The following is a 16,684-nucleotide window of genomic DNA, read 5'->3' as shown; positions in this document are numbered from 1 at the left end:
AGGACGTGGGCGCTGGGTGAGAGCACGGGCTCTGGCCGTGCGGCCTCGGGCGGAGACGCGAGGCGGTTGGGGGCGAAGCGGCTGGGCACGCCGGGGTCAGTGAGCCGGCGGGGCATCCACCACGGGGGTGCCGTGGGTGTGGAAGGTCTCGATCGTCTTCATGCCCCAGGCCTGGCCCTTGCGGCGCTCGGCCTCGGACCACTCGACCACGGGCTGGTCGGGGTCCAGCAACAGCCGCGCGCCGGCGTTCGCGAACTCGATGCGGTTGCCGCCGGGTTCCCAGACGTACAGGAAGAACGTCTGGTTGATGGCGTGCTTGTGCGGGCCGGACTCGATGTGGATGCCGTTCTCGAGGAAGATGTCGGCGGCCTTCAGGATGTCCTCGCGGGTGTCGGGCGCGAAGGCGATGTGGTGCAGGCGGTTGCCGTGCTTCGTCCAGTCGTCGGAGTACACGACGTCGTACGACTTCAGCGAGAAGTGGAACCACCAGGCCGCGAACTTCCCGCTGTCGAGCCGGATCCGCTCCGACTCCCGCATCGCCAGCGCATCGCGAAGGAACGCGCCGTTCGCCTCGACGTCCTTCGCGAGGTAGTTGATGTGGTCGAGCCGGCGTGCGTTGACGCCCCGGCCCGGGAAGCGGGAGGCCTGGTTCTTCAGCGCCGGCCGGTCGTCGTCACCGGCTGCGTACCTCTCGGCCTCGTAGAAGATGCCCATCGCATGGCCGTCGGGGTCGGTGAACTCGTACGTCGGCCCGCATCCGACGTCGCCGTCGGTCCACCCGACGCCGAGCCCGGTCGCCTCGATCGCGGCCACGCGCCGCTCCAGCGCCTGCGGCGACGAGGCCCGGAACGACGTGCGACCCACGCCCGCGGCATCCGACCCCGTCAGTTTGATCGTGTACAGCTGGTACTCGTCCCACGTGCGCAGGTACACCGAGTCGCCGTCCTCGGCGACGACGCGCATCGCGAGCAGGTCCTCGAAGAACCAGCGGCTCTCGGCGGGGGTGGGGGTCAGCAGCTCGACGTGGGCGAGGTGGGCGACGTCGAACGACGTGTCGGCGGTCATCGTGGTGTCCTCTCTGACGTGGTTCACCGGTGCCGTGGGCGCTCGGGCGGACGGGGCGACCGGTGAGTGGGGATCATCGGCGCGGTCTCGGGAACACCATGCCGTCGAAGAGCTTGCGGGCCGTGCGCAGCGAGAACGAGGTCGCGCGCCACGTGCCGTCCGGATCGCGTGTGACCCGCACGCGCGACGGGAAGGTGCCGCTCGGGTGCTCGATCGCGGTGTCGTCGTCGTCGAGCGGGCCGGCGAGGTCGGAGCCGACGGCGCCCGGGATCCGCAGCGCGGCTGCGACGGATGCCGCCATCAGAACACCCATCGCCGTGTGCACGCGTGCCGGGATGAAGGCGCGCGTCGAGATCGTCCCGCCGTCGCGCGGCGGCGAGAGGAGGATCATCTTGGGCACGGTCTGATCGGCGACGTCGCCGAGCCCCATCAGCGGCCCGGCTGCGCGCCGCACCTGCTCGACGGCCGCGGCGAGGTCGGTGTCGCCCTCGAGGGTCGCGGGCGACTCCGTGCCGTCCACGCCGAACTCCTCGGCGCGCAGCAGCACCACGGGCATGCCGTTGTCGATCAGGGTGACGGTGTGCCCGGCGACCTCGTCTGCGGGACTCCCGGTCGGCAGCAGCGGCTTGTCTGCGCCGCCTCCGACCTCGAGGGATATGGCGGATGCCGTGCCCGGGACGCCGTCGATGGCCGCGTCGCCGTCGTACTCGGGGCGGCCGCCCGCCGTGGCGAGCACGGCGGTCGCGACGTCGCCGGTGTTGAGGAGCCGGATGCGCACCGTCGTGCGTGCGCCGGTGGCGGCGATGAGCCCTCGCTCGACGGCGAACGGTCCGATGCCGGCAAGCAGGTTGCCGCACGTCTGGGCGTCGCCGACCGTGGCCGTGTCGACGCCGACCTGCAGGAAGAGGTAATCGACGTCGATGCCGTCGGCGGTGGAGCGCGACACGATCGCGACCTTGCTCGTGAGCGGGTGCGCTCCGCCGATGCCGTCGATCTGGCGCGGATCGGGCGAGCCCATGATCCGCAGGAGCAGGTCGTCGCGCGTCGGGGGGTCGGCGGGAAGGTCGGCCGCGAGGAAGTACGCGCCCTTGGACGTGCCGCCACGCATGAGCATGCAGCGGATGCCGTCGCGCACCGCCGCCGCGGCCACGGCCGGGCCGGGTTCAGCAGCCGCCGCCACGCCAGCCGTGTCGGGGCCGGGTTCAGGAGCCGCCATCGCCGCGCGCCTCGTACTCGGCCTGCGTCAGGTACTCGACGCCGAGGTCGGCCAGGAGCGGCCGCAGCCCCTTGCGGTCGAGGCTCAGCTCGGCGCCCGACCCGTAAGCCTCGCGATCGGCCGCCTCCTTGGCGACGCGCGCATCGGCGGCGGCCAGCACGGCAGCAGCCCGCTCGCGGGCGACCACCACCACGCCGTCGTCGTCGGCCACCACCACGTCACCGGGACGCACCGTCGCGCCGCCGACCACGACCGGCACGTTGACCGATCCGGGCGTCGCCTTCACCGTGCCCTGCGCGTGCACGGCGCTCGACCACACCGGAAACCCCATCTCGCGCAGGTCAGCGGTGTCGCGGACGCCGGTGGTCGTGACGAGGCCGCGCACGCCGCGGGCCTTGAGCGCGGTGGCGAAGAGGTCGCCGAACGCGCCGTCGCTCGAGGGCGACGTCGTCGCGACGACCAGCAGATCGCCGTCGCGGCACTGCTCGATCGCCGCGTGGATCATGAGGTTGTCGCCCGGCCAGCTGAGCACCGTGACGGCCGTCCCCGCGACCCGCGCTCCGGTCTGGACGGGACGGATGCCGGGACCCACGAGTCCGGTCCGGCCCATCGCCTCGTGCACCGTGGCCACGCCGCGCACGGCGAGCGCGTCGGCCGTCGCGAGATCGGCCCGAGCGATGTCGGTGATGACGACGGGCCCCGTCATCGCGGCATCCGTCCTCGCCCTGCGATCGCCGCGGAGCCATCGGCAATGGCGGCACCGCTCACGACAGCACCCCGGTGACCTGCGGGAAGAACCGCATGTACGCCTCGCCCATCGTCTCGTGGGCGAGGCCGAGGTTCGGGCCGGCGTTGCGCTTGAGCTGCACGCCGCGGCGCACCGCGAGGTCGGTGTAGTACGACCACATGTGCTTCTGCGCCGGCAGGCACTCCATCGCCGCACGCTTGCGTGGGAACGCCTCGGTGATGTCGAGCAGCACGTTCGGCGTGAAGTCGCACTGCTCGGGCTGATGCGGCTCGAAGAAGAACACGGGTGGCGCGCCGATGATGTCGTCCTTGGACGGATAGCTCCCGTCGGAGTTGGCCACGCCGATCGCCTGGGCCAGCACTCGGGCGTCGAGCGCCATGCGCGCCGCGGCCGGGTGGTCGCCGTTGTAGGGGTCGCGCAGCGTGTGGGTGAGCACCACCGTGGGCTGCACGCGCCGATAGAGGTCCACCAGCCGCGAGACCGCTTCGCGCGACTCGACGAGCGGGTAATCACCGAGGTCGAGGAACTCGATCTCGGCGCCGAGAGCGGATGCCGCAGCCTCGGCCTCGTCGCGCCGCACACGCTTGATCTCATCGAGCGCCTTGCCTTCGAGCCACTGGCTGGCGGACTCGCCGCGCTCTCCATACGACAGGCACGCGACCACGGCACGCTCGCCGCGGAGGGTCGCGGACGCGATCGCACCGCCCGCACGCCACACGAAATCACCGGCGTGGGCACTGACGACGAGGAGCGTGTCGGCGGTGTCTGTCATGGGGCCAGCGAAGCACACCTATGGCGAAATGGTCAACAAATTGTCTACAATCGTGGCGACCAAATACCTTTGGACGTAGGTAAAGCGGACACGTAGCATCGCGGTCAGGTCACCGGCAGGAACCACTGGACGAGGAAGTCGAGACAGCGCAATGGCGAGCAATCTGCAGGAGCTCTTGGACGAGCGGACGGCCGAGCGGGGGAGCGTCGTCGACATGCTCCGCGACTCGCAGCTCGGCACCTACATCTACCCGGTGGTCCCCGCCGAGTTCACGAACTGGCGGCGCGAGCAGAAGGCCTGGCGCGAGACCGCTGTGCTCTACGACCAGACCCACCACATGGTCAACTTCTTCATGACCGGGCCCGACGCGCTGAAGCTGCTGTCCGATACCGGCATCAACTCCTTCACGAACTTCCCCGTGAACACCGCCAAGCAGTTCGTGCCCACGTCGTCGACCGGTGGCGTGATCGGCGACGGCATCCTTTTCCACCTCGCGGAGGACGAGTACGTCTACGTCGGGCGCGCGCCCGGCGCGAACTGGCTGCAGTTCCACGCCGAGACCGGCGGCTACGACATCGAGACGCGCTACGACGACCGCTCGCCGTCGCGTCCGTACGGCGCGGCGGTCACGCGGGAGTTCTACCGGTTCCAGATCCAGGGCCCGAACGCGTGGCCGATCATCGAGAAGCTCGCCGGCCGCGAGGTCGAGCAGGTGCGGTTCTTCCACATGGGCGAGCTCGAGATCGCCGGGCAGCAGGTGCGCACCCTCCGCCACGGCATGGCCGGCGCGCCGGGCCTCGAGATCTGGGGACCCTACGCCGAGCACGGCCGCATCCGTGACGCCGTGCTCGAAGCCGGCCGCGAGTTCGGCATCGAGCCGTGCGGGTCGCGGGCGTACTCGTCCAACACGCTCGAGTCCGGCTGGATCCCCTCGCCTCTGCCCGCGATCTACACCGGGGGCGACATCGAGCGCCGCTACCGGGAGTGGCTGCCCGCCGACAGCTACGAGGCCATCAACGCGCTCGCCGGGTCGTTCGTCTCGGACGACATCGAGGACTACTACCTGAACCCGTGGGACCTCGGCTACGGCTCGTTCGTGAAGTTCGACCACGACTTCATCGGCCGAGACGCGCTCGAGCAGCTCGACCCCGAGGCGCAGCGCAAGAAGGTCACGCTCGCCTGGAACGACGAGGACCTCGGCCGCATCCTCACCAGCGTGATCGACCGCGAGGGCCCGGGCTACCAGTTCTTCGACCTGCCGAACGCCAACTACGGCTCGTCGAACTACGACGCGGTGATCGACGCCGACGGGAACACCGTGGGTCTCTCGCTCTTCACCGGCGTGACCGCGAACGAGAAGCGGGGGCTGTCGCTGGCGACCGTCGACCGCGACGTGCCCATCGGCGCCGAGGTGCGCGTGGTGTGGGGCGAGCCGGACGGCGGGTCGCGCAAGACCACGGTCGAGCCGCACGAGCAGCTCGAAGTACGCGCCGTCGTGAGCCCCGTGCCCTACGCCGAGACCGCCCGCCAGGAGTACCACGGAGGGTGGCGCACGGCCGGCGCGGCCTGAGACGCAGCGCCCAGCGGTCAGGGCGGGCTGACAGGCCAAGGGCGAGCCGAGCGGCCGGAAGAGGGAGGGCGACGTGGCACGCGGATCGGACGGCGAGTCCGTCCTGCACAAGCACCTGCGGGTGCTGCAGGCCTTCGACGTGCTGCGCCCGTTCCTGACCCTCACCGAGATCGTCGAGGCGACGGGCCTGGCGGTGTCGACCACGCACCGCCTCGTGTCGGAGCTCGAACGCGAGGGGCTTCTCGAGCGGATGCCGGACCGCTCGTATCGGCTCGGCATCCGGCTGTGGGAATTCGCGTCGCGGACGCCCGGCGCCATCGGCCTGCGTGAGCTCGCCCGGCCGTGGCTCGAGGCCGTGCACTCGCGCGTGCGCCAGCACACGCAGCTGGGCGTGCTGAGCGGCCGTGACGTGCTCTTCATCGAGCGCCTGTCGACGCGCGAGGCGGTCGTCAATGCCACCGTCATCGGTGGCCGCGTGCCGCTGGCGGTGAGCTCGAGCGGTCTCGTGCTGCTCGCCCATTCCTCGCCCGGTGTCGTCGACGACGTCATCGCAGCGGGATGGCCGGCCTACACGACGGCGACGATCCGCACCGGCGACGAGCTGCGTGCGCGCCTGCGGCGGGTGCGCGCCGACGGGTTCGCCGTCACCGACGGGCACATCCACCGCGAGTCGCGGGGGATCGCCGTGCCGGTGCTCGACGCGCGCGGGGCCGTGCACGCGGCGCTGGGCGTCGTGGTGCCCAACGACGGCACGTCGCCGCAGGCGTCGGTGGAGCTGCTCACGGTCGCAGCGGCGGGCATCGCCCGCGCGCTCGAGGAGGCCGGCGCCGCCCGGGGCGGCCACGGCATGCGGACCCTCGCCAGCACCTCGCGGCGCTCGCTCGACTACTTCTCGTCGCTGGACGCGCGGTCCGCGGGCTGACGCCCCTCAGCGTGCCGCGCCGCGCCCGCCTGGTTCGGGTGTCACGAAGTGCTGCGTCGCGAGCCGGGTGACGGCGTGTCGTGACACCTGAGCACAGGGGCTTCCGGTTCAGGGGTCACGAAGTGCTGCGTCGCGAGCCGGGTCACGGCGTGTCGTGACACCCGAGCACAGGCGCCGATCTGGTGGGGAAGTTGCGCCGGCATGGTGGGGCCCCGGCATCGTGCGGATGCCGGGGCCCCGGGCGTGCGTCAGGGGGCGGTGTCGCCCGTCACACCGTCACGCAGGTGAACGAGCTCGCGTCGTCGATCGACCCCGTGCCGGTGTACTGCGGCCATGCCGGGTACTCGCACATCGGCCGCGTGCGGTCTGCGCCGGCGTTGCCGTCGCTCGCGACGAGACCCGACGGGGCGACGCCGTTCTCGACCCAGTTCACGATGGCGCCCAGGGCGTCGTACTGGGCGACGAAGCGGCCCTGTCCGTGACCCCAGCCGGGCACCATGTAGAACTTCGCGAACCGGTCCAGGCGCTTGCCGAACTCGTACTCGAGCGCCTCCCAGTACTGCACCGTGTTGTGCGGCGTGATGAAGTCGTCGATGGTGCCGTGCGTCAGGATGACCTTGCCGCCGTGCGCGCGGAACTGGTTGAGCGAGACATCCGTTACATCCATGATCTCGCCCACCTCCTGCACCCGGTCGGCGTAGTCGAGCGGGTCGACCGTGTACGGGTCGAACCCGGGCGGGTCTCCCGCGACGCCGTACCGCATCGTCGCCGAGAACACCTGGAACTGCAGCCCTTGCGACTGTGCGCTGGTACCGAAGCCCGCGAAGCCCTGGTACAGCGCGCCCTGCAGCAGCGCGCTCTTGGCGAAGATCGAGTTGCCCTCGATCTCGATGCCCAGGTCGTAGTCGGTCGTGATCTTCACGACGGCTTCGATCTCGACGTCCGACAGGCAGGTGTCGACCGTGGCCGGGTCGACGCCGGCGGGGCAGGCGAGCGTCTGGATGTCGAACGTCTCGTCGCAGCCGGCCACATCGCTCACGATGCCGTCGGCGGCGCCGTCGAGACCATCGCAGGCCGCGTAGACCGCGTTCGTGATCGTCGCCGTCTCGGCGGCGTTCAGGTGGCCGGCACCGCCCTCGAGCTGCAGCGCGTCGCGGAAGTTCACCGCGCCGACGTGCATCATCGTGACGTTGTAGGCCGGGTAGTTTGCGACGATCCCGTCGTAGTCCTTCGGGTATCGCGCCGCGGCGTCCAGCGCCTCGTGCCCGCCCTGAGACCCGCCGATGAAGTACGACCACTGCGCATCGACGCCGTACGCGGCGTCGATGACCGCCGCCGCCGCGTCGTGGGCCTTCTTCACCGACCACTGGCCGTAGTTGAGGAACAGCTCCTCGTCCAGCTGGAAGGTGCCGTCGAATCCCGGTCCGCCCTGGTGGCCGCCGTCAGAGCCGAGCGTCACCCAGCCCTGCGAGAGCGCGGTCGGCGTGCCCGCCGGCTGCGCGGTGTAGGCGCCGGTCGCCGTGACGAGCGAGCCGTCGAAACCGCCGCCGCCGAACTGGAGCGTGCGGCCGTTCCACGAGGCGGGGAGGTTGACCCGGAACTGCATGTCCTGCGGTGCGGTGACCGCCCGGATCCAGCCGGTGACGGCGCAGTAGCTGCCCGCAGCATCCCACACCGCCGTCTCGATGTCGGCTCCCTGCGTCGGCAGGTCGATCGCCTTCGCGGGGATGGTGAGGTCGGCCAGTGCGGCGCACCCGGCCGCGGTGAGGATGGGTGGGGCGGCGTGGGGACCGCCCTTGCCGCCGCCGGGGGCGGCCGCTGCCGAGGTGGCCCCGGCGGTGAGGGCGACGGCGGCGACGATGCCCACCGACACCGCCACCAGCCGTCTGAACGTTGACTTCATGACGCTCCTTCGCGTTCCGAGTCGCCACCGCCCTGGGGTCGGCGGTGTGCGTGTGCCGCGACGATGTCAGCCGCTTCACGGCGGCACAACGCGATTTCCGCCCAATGCCGTTGCTCGTTGTGCACCGGGGTGATTGCGGGTAGGTTCTCCGCCCTGCGTCAGGCGTCGCGCTCGGCGACAAGACGCTCGAACCAGGAGAGCGTCGCGCGCGTCATGTCGGCGGGCTGGCCCGACGCCTCGAGCGCCGCCAGGGCGGCGCGCACCTCGTGCTCGCGGCGCACCGCGTGCGTCGTGGAGCCCTCCACGAGCCGGTCGACGAGCGCCGCGCCGTCGGGGCCGAGCTCCTCCGCCATCTGCGTGCGGAGCCAGTCCTCGGCGCCGACGGCTCGCGCGGCGCCGAGCCCCTCCAGCACGAGCGCGGCGAGCCCCTTCATGAACACGCTCCGCAGCAAGCGCAGCCGTGCTGCCTCGCCCGCCTCCCCGTCGACGACCTCGACCGGCACCTCGAACGGACCCACACGCTCGGCGAACGCGTGGGCTCCCGGGCCACTGGCCAGAAGCGGCGTGCGATGCCCCGCGCGCACCACCGGCGCGAGCACGGCGACGTCGGCCATCGCGAGCCCGCGATCGGCGGCCAGCCGCGCGATGCGCTGCTTGAGCTCGGGGGCGGCGGTGTTGAGGTCGGCGTAGACGGCCCCCTCGGCGACGTGCGGGAGGGCCTCGCGGGCGACGGATGCCGCGGCGTGGCCGGTCACGAGGCTGAGTGCCACGTCGGCACCGGCGAGGGCGTCGGCGATGGTCGCGAACTGGGGCACGTCCGGGTCGCCGAGATCGTGCGCGGGATCGAAACCGCGGACCTCGGCCCCCGCGCGCGCCAGCCCCCGCGCGTAGCGGCGGCCGGCTTCGCCGAGCCCGAGGACCGCGATCGTCGTCATGGCCGACACCCTAGAGCACGGCCGTGGGGTGGAGGCCTGCGGCCGGACCCGGCTCGTGCGGATCGGTGTCGAGGCTCTCGAGGTACTCCAGCGACCGTCGCGATCCGCTCACGAGCGAGCGGATGCCGTGGGTGCGCTCGTCGACATCGGGCCGGTACGCGACCGCAAGGTCGCGGGCGATCCCGGCGGCCGCGCGTCGCAGCAGCTCGACGTACGCGTGCGGCGACGCGCCGTCGTTGTGCACGACCACGCCGATCGCGGCGTAGACCGTGCCGCCGGGGCCGGTCACCGGCACGGCGATCCCGCGGGACTCCGGGTGGATCGCACCCTCGGTCACGGCGTAGCCGTCGTCGCGCACGCGACGCTGCACGGCACGCAGCTCGGCGCCGGTGCGGATCGTGCGCTCGGTGTAGGGCCGAAGCCCCCGTGCGACGACCTCCGCCACGAGCGACCCGTCGGCGTGGGCGAGCAGCACGAGTCCGCTCGACGAGGCGTGCAGGGGGATGCGGCCGCCGATCAGCGTGGCGTTGACGACGGCCTCGCGGGTCGACATCCGATCGATGAAGAGCACGTCCCGCCCGCTCAGCACGCCGAGCTGCGTGTGCTGCCGCACGCGCTCGTGCACGGCGCCCAGCCACGGGCGCGCGATCTCGCGCAGGCCGACCGCGCCGGGCGTGCGGCTGGCGAACTCCCACAGCCGCACCCCGAGGCGGTACGTGCGATCCGGCAGACGCTCGAGAAGACCCTCGTGCTCGAGCTCCGCGATCAGGCGGTGGGCGCTGGAGCGCGGGATCCCCGCGGCGTCGGCGATCTCGGTGAGCGTGAGGAACGGATGCCACGCGTCGAAGCTCTCGAGCACGCGCAGGTGCCGGTGCAGCACCGACTCGCCGGCCGATCCTCGTGCCACGGCATCCTCCCGCCGTCAGGCGTTCTGGCGGTACACCGTCCGCGCGTAGTCATGGTACGGGGCTGGGGCGACGGTGGCCCGGATCCGCACCTGCCGGTGCTCCGCCTCGACGGAGTCCTTGCGGGAGATGGGGTCCTCGCCCCACACCACCTCGACCTCTTCGCCGTCGGCGATGTCGGCGTCCAGGGTCGCCAGCGACATGTAGAGCTGGTCGTACGCCACGTATCCGGCATCCGTCGAGATCCCCACCCGCCGGCCGTCCTTCTGGATCTCGTCCATCTGGTACAGCCCGTAGCGCGCCTTCGGGAAGTCGAGGTACTTCGCCGGCGTGCCGGGCTCGAGCTGCGAGCGCACGACGTCGGCGACGTCGTCGGCGTGCCAGATGAGCGTGACCTTGCGACGGCGTGGCGACTCGGCGTGCTTCTCGAGCGCCTCGCGGCCGTGGAAGTCGTGGTCGAACCGCACCGAGCGGCCGAGCCCGATGTCGAACGGCGTCATGTAGTAGTCGTGGATGTCGGTCGAGTACAGCGATCCGCCCACCGACCCGATGCGGGCGGCGGGGAGCCATTCGCGGTACTCGGCGAAGTCCTCGTCGAACACGGCCGGGAAGGGCGTGGGCACCCATCCGGACTCGAGCGGCGACGACGAGTACGCCTTCGCGCCGACGCGGCGGATGCCGTGCTCCTCGCCCGCCTCCATGAGGGCGTCCAGCACGATCTCGTTGTCTTGCCACGGACCGTAGAACTCGAAGCCTGGCTGTCCGGCCATTCCGTGCCGCAGCGCCTTGACCGGCCGGCCGGCGATCTCGACGTCGCCGATGTGGAAGAACTTGATCTCGGGTGCCGGCCCGCCGAACACCTTCTCCATGACGACGTCCGCCTTGGGGCCCTGCAGCTCGTAGCGGTAGAACGTGGGCGGTCCCTGCCGCATGTGGGAGTTGGCCTCGAGCCGGTAGCGCACGTCCTTGCCGTCTGTCTGCGCCTTCTCGACGTTGAACCGCACCCAGTCGATGAGGATGTGGTGCCCGATGAGCACCAGGCCCTCCGGACCCTCGGAGTTGTAGAACAGGATGCCGTCGCCGATCAGGTAGCCGTCCTTGTTGACCGAGATCAGCTGCTTGGCCACGCCCGGCCGGAACGTCGTGAACGTGTTGGGCGAGATCGAGCCGAGGAGGGGGATCAGATCGTCGCCGTCGAGGAACAGCTGGGTCATGTGGTGCGACTGGTCCATGAGCGCGACCGTGGTGTTCCAGGCCCTCTGCTCATCGCGCCAGTTGGTGAACTCGGGTGCCACGGGGAACGTGAACGCCGGCCAGTTCTGGTTGCGCAGCAGCTCCACGGGGCTGCCGGCGCGCTCGATCGCCTGCGCGAGCGTCTCTGCCTTCGAGTCGGTCATCATCGACCCTCCTTCGGGATTCGGGGTGGCTGCGGTCAGCGTAGGAGCGTGCCGTCCGGCGGTCGCGGTGCAGTTCCGTTCATCGGAAACGGATGCCGCACCCGCCCCCTCCGCGCGGCACGATCGACCTCAAGGTCACGGTCGCGGAACTTCGCACCAAAATCGTTGACAATCTCGCCGTGAATCCGTAGTTTCCCAACCAGGGGAGGACTCGAGTCCCCTGGGATCGACCGCGACGACGCGACGACGCGAAAGGTGGAGCCATGGGCGCTCGGCTCGCAGTCCGCGACGTCAGCCTTCACTTCGGCGGCGTCAAGGTGCTCGAAGACGTGACCTTCACCGTCGAGCCCGGCCAGATCTTCGGCCTCGTCGGACCCAACGGCGCCGGCAAGACCTCGCTGTTCAACTGCGTGAGCGGTCACTACCGGCCGAGTGCCGGCTCCATCGCCATCGACGACGACGAGGTTCTCGGCTCGCCGCCGGCGACACTCGCACGGCACGGGCTCGCGCGCACGTTCCAGCACCCCGCGCTCCAGCTGCGCGAGACCGTCCTCGAGAACGTCCTGCTCGGCGCCCACAGCCGCCTGCCCGGCGGCCCGGCGGAGTGGTCGCTGCGCCTGCCGCGCACGGTGCGCGCCGAGAAGGCGCTGCGCCGGGAGGCCCTCGACCTGCTCGACGGCCACGGCCTCGGCTGGGCGGCGAAGATGCGGGCCGACGAGCTCTCGCACGGCCTGCACAAGGGCATCGAACTGTGCCGCGCCCTCCTCATGAAGCCCCGGCTGCTGCTGCTGGACGAGCCCGCTGCCGGTCTTCCGCACAGCGAGGTCGAACAGCTCATCGAGACGGTGCGCCGCGTGCGCGACGACGACATCACCGTCGTGATCGTCGAGCACAACATGGGTCTCATCTCCGCCCTCACCGACCGCGTGGTGGTCCTGGACCACGGGCGCAAGCTCATGGAGGGCTCGGCCGCCGACGCCCAGTCCGACCCGCGCGTCATCGAGGCCTACCTCGGAAAGGACGCCGTCGATGACGCTGCTTGAGCTCGCCGATGTGCGCGCCTTCTACGGGCGCGTGCAGGTCCTGGAAGGGGTGTCGCTCACGGTGCCCGAGGGCGGCGCGGTCGGCATCCTCGGCGCCAACGGCGCGGGCAAGACGACGACGCTGCGGGCGGTGTCGGGCACCGTCCGCTCGACGGGCACCATCCGCTTCGACGGCAAGGAGCTGCGCGGGCTCCGGCCCGACCAGGTGGCGGCGCTGGGCATCGCGCACGTCCCCGAGGGCCGGGGCACGCTGTCCGACCTCACGGTGCGCGAGAACCTGCGCGTCGGCGCGTACCGGCGCAAGGACGCGAAGGCGATCCGCTCCGACATCGACTACTGCCTCGACCTGTTCCCGCAGCTCGCGGACCGTGTCCGCTCCAACGGGTCGGCGCTGTCCGGCGGCGAGCAGCAGATGCTCGCCATCGCGCGGGCCATCATGGCCCGGCCGCGGCTGATGCTGCTGGACGAGGCATCCCTCGGCCTCGCCCCCAGCACCGCAAAGACCGTGTATCAGGCGATCGGAAGGCTCCGCAGCGAGTCGGGCATCGCGATGGTCGTGGTGGAGCAGAACGCGAACCTGGCCTTCACCCTCGTCGACAGCGCGACCGTGCTCGAGACCGGCCGCAACGTCCTCACCGGCTCGACGGCGGAGCTCAAGGGCATGGACGAGATCCGCCGCGCGTACCTGGGAGGCTGACGGTGGGCACCTTCATCCAGCTCGTGATCGACGGCCTCTCGACCGGCTCGATCTACGCCGCCCTGGCACTGGCGATCGTGCTCGTGAACCAGGCGACGGGCCTCATCAACTTCGCGCAGGGCGGCATGGCGGTGCTCTCGGCGTACATCGCGTGGGCTCTCAACGGCTTCGGCGTGCCGCTGCTGCTGGCGATCCTCATCGCGGTGGTCGCCTCGTTCTTCCTCGGCGCCCTGATCGAGCGCTATCTCATCCGCCGGTTCGAGCGCGGCGACCCCGACACCGCCGTCGTCGTCACGATCGGTCTGCTCACGCTCATCACGGGCCTCTGCGCGTGGCTCTGGACCTACAACAACCGGCTCTTCCCGTCGCTCTTCCCGCTGGAGACCATCCAGTTCGCCGGCGCCGTCATCAGCGTCCGGTCGCTCGGCACCATCGCTGTGATCGTCGTGATCATGCTGCTGCTGCAGGCGCTGTTCCTCGGCACGAAGCTCGGCCTGGCGCTGCGAGCCGTCGCGATCAACCCCGGATCCGCGGCGTTCTCGGGCATCAACGTCGGGCGCAACCTCATGGTGGGCTGGGGCCTGGCGGCGGTGCTCGGCGCCGTCGCCGGCGTGCTGGTCGCGCCGCAGCTCACGCTCACCCCGGGGATGATGGACTCCGCGCTGGTCTACGCGCTGGCCGCCTGCATCCTCGGCGGCCTCTCCAGCCCCATCGGCGTCGTGGTGGCGGCATGGCTCATCGGCGTGCTCGAGAACCTCGCCGCCGTCTACATCCCCTTCATCGGGCACGACCTCAAGATCGCCGTGCCGTTCATCCTCATCTTCGTCGTGCTCATCGTGCGGCCTCAGGGCCTGTTCGGCCGGAAAGCGGTGGTGCGGGTGTGATGGCCTCGACGGCGGAGACCTCGAACCGGGCGCCCTTCCTCACCCGCCCGTGGGTGAAGTGGGCGGGGATCGGCCTCATCGTCGTGCTGCTCCTGGTCGTGCCGCTCATCCTCCCCGAGTTCGCGAACCAGACGATCGCGCGCATCGGCGTCTTCGCCGTCGCGGTGCTCGGCCTCAACGTCGTGATGGGCTACACCGGGCAGGTCTCGCTCGGCCAGATCTTCTTCGTCGGCGTCGGCGCGTACGCGACCGCCTACGGGGTCAACGCCGACTGGAACATCGTGCTCGTCTTCCTTTTCGCCTGCGTGCTGCCGGCCGTGTTCGGGCTGCTCGTCGCGCTCGCCGCAGCGCGCCTCGGCGGCCTCGCGATCGCCATGGTGACGATCGCGCTCCCGCTCGTGGGCCTGCCGCTGGCCAAGCGGCTGTCGGACTTCACCGGAGGATCGCAGGGCACATCCGCCCGCTTCTCGAGCGCGCCGGAGTGGACGGGCCTGTACGACGACCAGTGGCAGCTGTACATCGTGATCCTGATCGGCGGCATCACCTTCCTCCTCACCCGCAACCTCGTGCGCGGCAAGTACGGCCGCGCGTTCGCGATCGTCAAGGGCAACGAGGCCGTGGCAGGGTCCATGGGCGTCTCGCCCTACCGGTACAAGGTGCTGGCGTTCACGATCGCGTCGCTCATCGGCGGGGTCAGCGGCTTCCTCTACATGGTCGTGATCCAGTACACCTCGCCCGAGACGCTGCACTTCGGACACTCGATCGAGCTCCTGGCCTCCATGGTCATCGGCGGTGCCGGAAGCATCGTCGGCTCGCTCCTCGGCGGCATCTGGTACGTCCTCGTGCCGCAGATCACGAACATCATCGACCCCAACATCACGGCGGTGCTGCAGGGCGCGATCCTCCTCGTCGTCCTGTTCATCCTCCCCGGTGGGCTCGTCTCGCTCCCGCGGCTGTGGCGCCGGCGCGCCTCCGGGCGCGGGGCCGGGCCGGGAGGCGCTGCGGCCGGCGGAGAGCGGACGGATGCCGCGGGCGCCGTCTCGGGATCCTCCACGGTCGGCGAGGCTCTCGGTGCACCCGCGGCCGCCCCGCCCGCGGCGGCCGGCCCGCCGGCGTCGACACCGCCGCCGTCGCCTGCGCCCCCGTCCACCCAGCCCTGATCACCATCGACGCAATCCCGATCAACACAGAGAGGCAAGACCCATGAGCATGAACCGCAGGAAGATGCGTGTCGCCTCGGTCGTCGCGGGGATCGGCATCGTCGCCGTCCTCGCCGCCGGATGCGCGCGCGGCGGCGGCACGCCGAACAGCACGGACGACGGCGGCGGCGCCGAGGCCAGCCCCGGCATCACCGACGACTCGATCACCCTCGGCATCACGACCCCGCTGTCGGGCCCGACCGCCGGACCCGGCACGTGCACCGTCGCCGGCATCACCGCCTACTTCGGCGCGAAGAACGCCGACGGCGGCGTGGAGTTCGGCGACGGCCAGACCCGCACGGTCGAGATCGAGGCGCTCGACGACGAGTACGACCCGCAGAAGGCCAAGGCGAACTACGACCAGCTCAAGAGCAGCGTGTTCGCGATGACCGCCGGCCTCGGCACGCCGACAAACCGCGCGTGGCGCGAGGCGGCGATCGCCGATGAGGTGCCGCAGGCGCTCATCATGACGGGCGACCCGATCTTCAGCAACCAGGAGGAGAGCCCGTGGCAGCTCGGCTTCGTGCCGATCTACCAGAACGAGGGCCAGGCCTTCGGCGAGCTGCTTGCGGGCTCCGCCGAGGAGCACAAGGTCGCGATCCTGTCGCAGAACGACGACTACGGCGAGGGCTACGTCGAGGGCTTCATGACGGCCATCGAGGGCGCCGACAACATCGAGGTCGTCAAGGAGCTCACGTACGAGGCCACCGACACCTCGGTCGACGCGCAGCTGACCGAGCTCGCCGGCTCCGGCGCCGACGTGTTCTTCAACGCCATGTCGATCACGCCGCTCGTGATCTCGTCGCTGCAGAAGACGCAGGAGCTCGGGTGGCTGCCCTCGTGGTTCCTCCCGTCGAACACGTCCAGCCCGAGCGCGATCCTCGAGCCCGGCGGCGCCGCGGCGTTCCCCGGCGTCTACACGGTCGCCTTCGCGCAGTCGGCGGCCGCGCCGACCTTCGCCGAGAGCGAGGAGGGCGCCGCCTTCCTCGAGCAGCTGAAGGAGTACGCGAACTACCCCGACGTGCCCGCGTTCCCACACTGCGTCTGGTCGTACCAGGTCGGCGCGACCCTCGAGGAGGTGTTCGGCAGCATGACCGAGCCGACGCGCGACAGCTTCATGGAGGCGCTGCGCGACGTCTCGGGCTTCACGGCACCGCTGATGCTCGAGGGCTCCACCGTCGACACGACCGAGGACGGCCAGCCCGCGGTCTCGACCGTGCAGGTGCAGAAGTACAACGGCAAGGGCTACGCACCCGCCGAGTCATGGGGCGAATGACCTGAACCCGGCGGAGGGGCGGGCGGAGGCATGAACTGCTCCCTGGAAATTGGACTGGAGAATCCAGTTCCGATTTTCAGGGGGCAGTTCTGTGCATCCGCGTAGTTCATTGTCTGAGCCGCAGCGTGTGGCGGCGATAGCGTTGTTCGAAT

At 70.8% G+C, this 16,684-nt stretch carries 15 protein-coding genes; 7 read left to right on the top strand and 8 right to left on the bottom strand.

What is annotated here, in order from left to right; all coding sequences use genetic code 11:
* Positions 1 to 96: 96 nt before the first annotated feature.
* The 4 genes from IM767_RS19050 to IM767_RS19035 form a co-directional block, all read right to left on the bottom strand.
* Positions 97 to 1,065 carry a VOC family protein gene (locus IM767_RS19050; RefSeq protein WP_109208829.1) on the bottom strand — a complete coding sequence of 323 codons (969 nt, stop codon included), beginning with the start codon at positions 1,063 to 1,065 and terminating at the stop codon, positions 97 to 99.
* A gap of 73 nt (positions 1,066 to 1,138) precedes the next feature.
* Complete coding sequence (locus tag IM767_RS19045; protein WP_109208510.1) at positions 1,139 to 2,281, bottom strand: 4-oxalomesaconate tautomerase; 1,143 nt, start codon at positions 2,279 to 2,281, stop codon at positions 1,139 to 1,141.
* A complete protein-coding gene (locus IM767_RS19040; RefSeq protein ID WP_109208509.1) occupies positions 2,268 to 2,987 on the bottom strand; it encodes a 4-carboxy-4-hydroxy-2-oxoadipate aldolase/oxaloacetate decarboxylase in 720 nt (239 codons plus the stop codon). Before IM767_RS19040 ends, IM767_RS19045 begins: the two co-directional genes overlap by 14 nt.
* A gap of 58 nt (positions 2,988 to 3,045) precedes the next feature.
* Entirely contained in the window at positions 3,046 to 3,801 is a 756-nt protein-coding gene (locus IM767_RS19035; RefSeq protein ID WP_109208508.1) for a PIG-L deacetylase family protein, read from the bottom strand.
* Positions 3,802 to 3,952: 151 nt separating this feature from the next.
* Between IM767_RS19035 and ligM the strand changes: the two genes are divergently transcribed.
* A complete protein-coding gene (gene ligM, locus IM767_RS19030) occupies positions 3,953 to 5,371 on the top strand; it encodes a vanillate/3-O-methylgallate O-demethylase (RefSeq protein WP_109208507.1) in 1,419 nt (472 codons plus the stop codon).
* Between the two features lie 73 nt (positions 5,372 to 5,444).
* Complete coding sequence (locus tag IM767_RS19025; protein WP_109208506.1) at positions 5,445 to 6,293, top strand: IclR family transcriptional regulator; 849 nt, start codon at positions 5,445 to 5,447, stop codon at positions 6,291 to 6,293.
* A 268-nt stretch (positions 6,294 to 6,561) separates the two neighbouring features.
* Here IM767_RS19025 and IM767_RS19020 read toward each other — a convergent pair whose 3' ends face one another.
* The 4 genes from IM767_RS19020 to IM767_RS19005 all read right to left on the bottom strand — a co-directional run bounded on the left by IM767_RS19020 (position 6,562) and on the right by IM767_RS19005 (position 11,433).
* Complete coding sequence (locus IM767_RS19020; RefSeq protein ID WP_109208505.1) at positions 6,562 to 8,196, bottom strand: tannase/feruloyl esterase family alpha/beta hydrolase; 1,635 nt, start codon at positions 8,194 to 8,196, stop codon at positions 6,562 to 6,564.
* A 158-nt stretch (positions 8,197 to 8,354) separates the two neighbouring features.
* Entirely contained in the window at positions 8,355 to 9,131 is a 777-nt protein-coding gene (locus IM767_RS19015; protein ID WP_109208504.1) for an NAD(P)-binding domain-containing protein, read from the bottom strand.
* 10 nt (positions 9,132 to 9,141) lie between these two features.
* On the bottom strand, positions 9,142 to 10,038 hold the full coding sequence (locus IM767_RS19010; protein ID WP_109208503.1) for an IclR family transcriptional regulator: 897 nt from the start codon (positions 10,036 to 10,038) through the stop codon (positions 9,142 to 9,144).
* A 15-nt stretch (positions 10,039 to 10,053) separates the two neighbouring features.
* Positions 10,054 to 11,433 (bottom strand): aminomethyl transferase family protein, encoded by a 1,380-nt coding sequence (locus IM767_RS19005; protein WP_194398948.1) that lies wholly within the window; start codon positions 11,431 to 11,433, stop codon positions 10,054 to 10,056.
* Positions 11,434 to 11,696: 263 nt separating this feature from the next.
* Here IM767_RS19005 and IM767_RS19000 point away from each other — a divergent pair, with 263 nt between their 5' ends.
* From IM767_RS19000 to IM767_RS18980, 5 genes are read left to right on the top strand one after another with little or no spacing between them, the layout of a single operon-like run.
* Positions 11,697 to 12,476 carry an ABC transporter ATP-binding protein gene (locus IM767_RS19000; RefSeq protein ID WP_109208501.1) on the top strand — a complete coding sequence of 260 codons (780 nt, stop codon included), beginning with the start codon at positions 11,697 to 11,699 and terminating at the stop codon, positions 12,474 to 12,476.
* Positions 12,463 to 13,173 (top strand): ABC transporter ATP-binding protein, encoded by a 711-nt coding sequence (locus IM767_RS18995; protein WP_109208500.1) that lies wholly within the window; start codon positions 12,463 to 12,465, stop codon positions 13,171 to 13,173. Before IM767_RS19000 ends, IM767_RS18995 begins: the two co-directional genes overlap by 14 nt.
* Before the next feature lie 2 nt (positions 13,174 to 13,175).
* Positions 13,176 to 14,057, top strand: a complete 882-nt coding sequence (locus IM767_RS18990) for a branched-chain amino acid ABC transporter permease (protein WP_109208499.1) — start codon at positions 13,176 to 13,178, stop codon at positions 14,055 to 14,057.
* Entirely contained in the window at positions 14,057 to 15,217 is a 1,161-nt protein-coding gene (locus IM767_RS18985; protein WP_239453060.1) for a branched-chain amino acid ABC transporter permease, read from the top strand. The genes IM767_RS18990 and IM767_RS18985 overlap by 1 nt, the downstream gene beginning before the upstream one ends.
* A gap of 43 nt (positions 15,218 to 15,260) precedes the next feature.
* Positions 15,261 to 16,532 carry an ABC transporter substrate-binding protein gene (locus IM767_RS18980; protein WP_239453058.1) on the top strand — a complete coding sequence of 424 codons (1,272 nt, stop codon included), beginning with the start codon at positions 15,261 to 15,263 and terminating at the stop codon, positions 16,530 to 16,532.
* Positions 16,533 to 16,684 lie beyond the last annotated feature (152 nt).

The organism is Microbacterium ureisolvens (assembly GCF_015278315.1).
GTDB lineage: Bacteria > Actinomycetota > Actinomycetes > Actinomycetales > Microbacteriaceae > Microbacterium > Microbacterium ureisolvens.
This window is presented reverse-complemented; position numbering and strand designations above follow the sequence as displayed.